The organism is Spirochaetota bacterium (assembly GCA_038043445.1).
Lineage (GTDB): Bacteria > Spirochaetota > Brachyspiria > Brachyspirales > JACRPF01 > JBBTBY01.
On sequence record JBBTBY010000009.1, the window covers coordinates 1 to 6,822 of the forward strand.

A 6,822-nucleotide genomic window follows, 5' to 3' on the forward strand; every position below is an offset into this window, starting at 1 on the left:
CACCGGGATTCCCAGTCCGAAGCGTTCGTTCCAGCCGTAGATCTTGCGCTCGGCACTGCCGAATTTTGAAATGATAAGCTGCGAACCCGCGTTGGAGACCGCTCCCTTCGCAAAGAACGAAATGGTCACTGCGCTGTCCGGATTCAGGCGTGCGGCATGCGGTACCCGCAGGGATGCACGTGAAAATACCATGGCAGAACCAGCCGCGCCCTTTTCCTTCTGCACCGGTTCCCAGTACCATTTTCCCGGGGACGGATTGATGTCCGCCCAATCCATGATGATGCGCGTCCATTTCAAGCGGCCGTCACGGCTGAGCGCAAGCGATGTGGCCATCATAGACTCCGGGAGCCTGTCGACATTGAGCATGACGCCGAATTTCGCATGTTCGTCCGGCGGCGTCTCAGGCAGGCGTCCATTGACGGCGATGACCCCGTACCATCGCCGCGTTCTCGATAGTGATGAGAGCGCAGCGGTGATGCGGTGTGAGCCGATAGGAAGCCCCGGCACGGGAATGGTATAAGCTATAGACCGCCCCGATGCGAGTACCACGGGCAGGATGAACACATTCGTTTCATGGTCAAAAAAATCGGTAACGCTCACCGCGAGCGAACCGCTCACCGCGAGCGGGGTTGTGTTCGACAGCGTAAGCGAAATCTGCGCTTTTTCATCTGCGTAGAAGAGATTTGCTGCCCGTCCGGTCGCGATCAGCGCATCGACATGATCGATGTCGGAGATGTCGCTCACCGCTTTCATTTCGCTGAAATAGTAATTATCGAGCGGCGGGGCATCCTTCTGACGCAGGAAGGCTATCTCACGAAGCGTGACCGGATGCGCCATCGGGGTCTGCTTTTCGCCGAGCCGCACGAGGGCCTTCCATGCACGCCCATCACCGACGGGGATACGCAGTTCCTTCCATCCGTCCCAGTCGACGGTGCCAATGTACTTCTCGTACCATCGCCCGCGGGAGTCTTCAAGCGCAAGTTTCATCCAGCGTTTCGAGCTGTTGCCGTACATCCAGAACGAGATCTCACTGCATTCCCCCGGTATCGGCGGGCCGACATAGTATGCCGAGGAATAGGCCCGTTCCGATTCGGTGAAATCGCAGGAAAGTTTCAGTGAAGAAGGCTGATCGCCTCGTGTCTGTTCTTTCGAGGCGGCAACGCCGCTTTTTCCCAGGTTCAGATGCACCCTGGTCCCGCCCGCCTGCCAGTCCTTCACCGTTGTCATCGGGTGCACGATGATCTCACGGATGTCCGCGTATGCCGCCATCGATACCATCACGATGATCAGTACTGTTGTTCGAAGTCCCATGTGATGTTTCCTTATACCGGTGTACGCATGTGTGTCATACGGGAAATGGCGATGGATAGTATCCATTGCTTCCTCCCGCTTCATCCGAACTTACCCAGAACGAGAATAATTTTCCGTTCCTGAGCGAAAAACGAAGACGAATGGCCTCTCCCGAAACAGCGCTCACATCGCGGGTTTCTTTCCAACGAACGGCATGACAGGTGCTGTCGGCCGATATCGGATCGCATACTGCTTTTCCATACCGCGGTATTTCATTCCCGTCTTCATCGCAGATGGCAACACGCAATGACCCGGTCTCGCATTGTGTATTGACAAAGAGCGAGTGTCCAGAAACGATCAACGGGCGTGTCGTGAGCGTTCCCTGACCGTCCGCATCCATCGAAGCGAACCCGTCGCGGCGAAGCGAAGCGATGCCGATGCTTGCGCCGCAATACATGCCGCGTACGCCGTTCGGGGCCATGCCGGAAAATCCCGTGTAAGGGAAATAGAGCGTATCCCGATAGATCGCATACATGCCCGTCGGGCTGTGGAGATAATCCCTGTCCCAGTCGCCGTCTCGATGTGTCGCCGCGATGAACGGGAGCCTGTTCGGCCTGTGCCAGTGAAAACCGTCGCGGCTGAACCCAAGCGACAAAAGCGTTGTTTTTGGTCGTTTTTCCCGCACGCAGACGTCGTTTTCCGGACCAAGGTGCAGCATGAACATGCCGATCATGATGCTTTCATACGCGCACGCGTTCAAGTGATAGAGCTGCGGTTGCGCGCCAATGGCAGGATCGGGAAGATCGTATCGGTCGGCCGATGTCCAGTATATACGGGACGCCCAGTCAGCCCCCGTGAGGAAGTCGGGACTTTCAGAATACCAGCGGCATCGCCCCCGCGGACCGTCCTGTTTTATGCTGTACGCCCACACGTTCCGGAACGGGTTGTAAAAAAAACTGCAGTAATCACCGGCGGGGCCGGTTGGAACACCTTGTGACCAGCTGCGCGCATCACTCGAGGTAGAGAGCGTATGGGCAAGGCCATTCCGGCAGACCATGTATTTTATCCGTTCATCATCCAAGGAGGAGGCATTGTCAAGCCAGATTGAATTATCGAATCCCGCTGCATTCGCACCTGCCGCGAGGAGAATGTTCCCTTTCCCATCGATATCCGAACGTGTCCAGTTCAGCATATCCGTGCTTTCAGCGACGGCGAGTCCCCCGCGCCAACCGGCGGTGTAAAACATGTTGTATCTATTTTTTTTCGCATCGAAGAAGATGCCGCCATTGCCCAGATAGCAGAGCGCCTGCTCATCTTTTTCCTCGTCCATCCAGGGGAACGTTACGGGCGAAAGTTCCTGCGGTGTACTCGGGCAAAGGACAGGATTGCCTGCGAATTTCACCGCGGAGTAAAAATTCCTTTTCAGGTCCGTCGAGGCAATAAGATAGTCGTCGATGAAGAGCTGTCTGCCTCTTGTCAAGGGAATATGCCGGGGTATATGTTCCATCCACGGTACGGGCATGGGCTCTATCGACATCGGGTCGCCGGCATATGCGGGCCATGTATCGGCGGGGAAGCCTGTCGGTGCTTGGACGGAAAATGGCATCATTCATTTCCTCCTGTTATCGATCCGTCCGGCGAGCGTACGATCGAAGGGCTTCCGAGATATGTCCTTGTCCGCGGATCCTGATATCGCAATTCATTCAGTGCCATGGAGCTCCTCATGAACAGGCAATGATAATGTACGCCAGTATACAGCAAAACAGCGGAAAATACCGCATGTCCCGCATTGCTGAGGGATGCTTCGTCCCATCAGCACGAGCTGTCAATGCAATTGCTCCCCGCCGATATCGGCGAGAGGGTGATCGAAAAAGAGAAAGCCGCAGGCTGTATTCGATATGCTTCGAGCACCGCGGGGCCGAGACTGCCGGCGCCCACGCCGCATTGGCGATGATCGAGGAGAAGCGTTATATCATCACGCGGTACCAGATCGTATGGGTGACGTGCTGCGGCAAGATCGGTAAGCGTATAGCGATACGCGGCGAAGCCGAACATGCCGTCGATGCGAATACCGTTACCGCGATCAGCGGAGAGGACAGCATAGCGCGTATCCTCGTGATTGGCGCATTCCTGCGGACGAATATTGGGCTCGAACATGGCATTGACGGTGCGGGTATACGTTCCGATGCATGCCGAGCGTTTCATATCGGCGTAGCTTTCATGCGGTCCGCGTCCATACCAATGAACGTTCCCATATGCGGCGGGCAAAGTCATGATGAGCCCAAGCCGCGGGAGATGCGGTATTCCCTCTCCCTCGGGTGTGCCCGCAACAGCGATATCGATCGATCCGTCGCCGTGAACCGTATAGCGGTATTCGCAGTTGAAGCCGAATCGATGAACCGGCGGGGCGGCACGCGTGCGAATGCTGATGACGGCAGTATCGTTGTCAATTACGGCATCGCACGACTCGGTCCTGTGCATGAGCTGATGGAGCCGTGCGTCTTGCCAGAGTTTTGCCATGCCGTTGTATCTGTCGAACGGCCTGTCATGATCTATCGGTGCGCGATAGCAGTTGAATCGCGGTCCAGCGGAGATGAAGTCCTCTCCTTCATGCATCCACCGGGAAAGTACGCCGTTCGCCGTATCGAATACCGCTTCGCCCGATGCTGTTCTGCAGCGAATGATGTTCTTCTCCTTTTGGATGCTCACTGCGCCTGTCCGTTTTTTTGCACGGATGAACGTTCCCCCGAGCGGGAGTTCCATGCGGGCGATCTCGTGACCGGCTTCTGCCCAGCGCTCGGCTGCCTTGTGTGCAAATCGAACTATCAGAAATCGTTCTGTGCCGTCCGTATCCGGAATGTCAGGCATCGCTGCTGTGCTTGATGTTCGGCTCGCTGTCGGCGGGATAGTAAGCGTACCGCTCGCTGTTTCTTTGCCGTCCGCAAGCAGCGTCCACGAGGCGCAAAGGTGATCAAGCGAGAGGAAATCATAGCGGTTCTCTATGACAATGGTATTACCGACGAGAGACGCACGTATCGGCGCCATCGCCGCTTTATATTCCAGGAGCGCGGGCTTCACGCGCCTGTCAGAATGCACAAGTCCGCCGCAGTGGAAATGTCCGTCATTGGGCTCATCGCCGAAGTCGCCGCCGTAGGCGAAGAATGTGCGCCCGTCGGGGAGCGTTTTGCGAAGTCCATGATCCGCCCATTGCCAGATGAAGCCGCCCTGCACCTGCGGGACTTCATCGAACACCTTCACGTATTCGGTAAGGCCGCCCATGCCGGTGCCCATCGCGTGCAGATATTCGCAGAGCACCATGGGTTTTGCAAAGTTGTATTTCGCGGCAAGTTCGCGGCACTGCTCGGGCGTCGCATACATGCGCGATATCACATCGACGACCTTTTCCGTCTGGTCCTGCTCGTAATGGATAAGTCGCGTGGCATCACGCGACTTCGTCCATCGTGCCATCGCCTCATGATTGCAGCCGAAGCCGCTCTCGTTGCCGAGCGACCAGAATATTATCGACGGATGGTTCTTGTACGATTCGACCATGCGCTCCATGCGGTCCACGAACGCGTGTTCCCAGTGCGGCCACATCGACGGGTTTTTTCCGGCCGCATAGCCGAAGGCATGCGTTTCAAGATCGGTCTCCGCAATGAGATAGATGCCGTACTCATCGCACAGATCGTAGAACCGCGGATCATTGGCGTAATGCGATGTGCGCACGGCGTTTATATTATGGCGTTTCATGAGCAGGATATCCTCGATCATGGACGCATAAGTGACCGCGCGACCGAGATCGGGATGTATCTCATGGCGGTTCACGCCGCGGAAGAAGACCGGGCGGCCGTTGACGTGTATCTGTCCGTTCTGTATCGCGATGGTGCGGAAACCGGTGCGTATCGACCGCACGGAAGTGACTTCTCCGTTCTTGTCATGCATGGGAAGGAGGAGCGTGTATCGATGCGGCGTTTCCGCGCTCCAGCATTTCGGCTTGGGGATGCACAGCGTGAAATGAAATGTTTCCATTTCATGGGCTTTTGTCTTGCAGGCGACCGTGCATGCTTTTACCGCGGATATGCCGTCAAACAACTCGGCTGTTATGGTGTGTCCGACATCGGATGCTGTATCATTGCTGATCGACGCATCGATCGACAGCACGCCGTTGCCTGCAGCATCGATGGACGATGTGATGAATGCATCGCGGACATCGACCTTCGGATACGCGGTGATATACACATCACGGAATATCCCGGACAAATACCACATGTCCTGGTCCTCAAGATAGGTGCCGTCCGACCACTGCATCACCATGACGGCGATGGTATTCTCCCCGCCATGCACCACATCGGTAATATCGAATTCCGCGGGCAGGCGGCTTCCCTTGCTGAACCCTATCTTTGTACCGTTCACCCAGAGATAGAACGCGCTGTCCACGCCGCGGAACATGATGCGAATCGATCTTCCCGAGAAGTTCTCCGGAAGCATGAAACATCGGCGGTAGCACCCCGTCGGGTTCTCAGTCGGCACATACGGCGGATCGAGCGGGAACGGGTTGACCACATTCGTGTAATGCGGGCGTCCGTAACCGTGCATCTGCCAGTTCGACGGTACGGGAATGCTGCCCCATGAAGTATCATCGAAAGCGGCGCTAGTGAACGCGTCGTCGACGTGGGATGGCGATGCGGCGTAATGGAATTTCCAGCGGCCATTGAGCGAAAGCTGCCAGGGGGATTTTTCACGCCGCAAGGCTGTCGCTGCATCGTCGTAGGGGATGAGCTCCGCATGCGGCGGCAGCCGGTTGATACCGGTTATCGATTCGTTTTCCCAGTCGTTCATGGCGGACTCCGTGTCAGGTGTACGGATAAGATATTCCGATGAACGGTATCCGGCAATATGAATGATTGCAGAAATTTATGATTTATTGCGCGCTTTCGTCCCGGTACGAAGCGATGACGGCGGTATCCTGTATGCCCGGCGGAACGCCTGGCTGAAATAGAATTCCGAACTGAACCCCGAGCGCTCGGCGATGGACCAGAGCGGATCGTCGGTGGTGATAATAAGGTCGCGCGCCTTTTCAAGCCGTATACGCCGTGCGTCCTCCATCGGCGTTATCCCGGCTGTTTTCTTGTAGCTGCGGATGAATGTATAGCGGTCGATCCCGGCATGCGCGGCAAGATCCTGCAGGGTTATTTTACGGCCGATGTTCGCGTAGATATATGCGCGTGTGCGTCCTGCAAGCGTATCGTCGTCGGAAGCCGCCGATCGCTCGAATTCGGCGATGAGCGCACGCAGACAGTTGTTGCGAAAAGCGATCGCCGGCGCATCGGGGGCGAATTTATCCGCATAAAGCCATTCCATCAGGGATCGGACGTTCTCCTTCGCCATCGCTATCCCGTCCACCAGAACAGCGTCGGGCCATGCTTTCAGAACCTCCGCCTCAAACTCCGGCCTAAGCCTCCTCGGTGCCTCAGTCATGCCTCCTCCTTCTCCTCTTCGTCAGACATCCTGCCGAGTTCCAGGCGGCGCGCG

Annotated in this window: 4 protein-coding genes; all 4 read right to left on the reverse strand. The window is 56.6% G+C overall.

The genetic code is table 11. The annotated features are described in order from the left end of the window. The coding region (locus tag AABZ39_01460) for a flagellar filament outer layer protein FlaA (protein MEK6793414.1) at positions 1-1,311 on the reverse strand (1,311 nt) is incomplete at its 3' end. Positions 1,312-1,345: 34 nt separating this feature from the next. Beyond that, positions 1,346-2,899 carry a glycosyl hydrolase family 32 gene (locus AABZ39_01465; GenBank protein ID MEK6793415.1) on the reverse strand — a complete coding sequence of 518 codons (1,554 nt, stop codon included), beginning with the start codon at positions 2,897-2,899 and terminating at the stop codon, positions 1,346-1,348. A gap of 203 nt (positions 2,900-3,102) precedes the next feature. Next, positions 3,103-6,129: a glycoside hydrolase family 2 TIM barrel-domain containing protein gene (locus AABZ39_01470; protein MEK6793416.1), complete on the reverse strand. Its 3,027-nt coding sequence runs from the start codon at positions 6,127-6,129 to the stop codon at positions 3,103-3,105. A 75-nt stretch (positions 6,130-6,204) separates the two neighbouring features. After that, on the reverse strand, positions 6,205-6,768 hold the full coding sequence (locus AABZ39_01475) for a helix-turn-helix transcriptional regulator (GenBank protein ID MEK6793417.1): 564 nt from the start codon (positions 6,766-6,768) through the stop codon (positions 6,205-6,207). Positions 6,769-6,822: the final 54 nt, after the last annotated feature.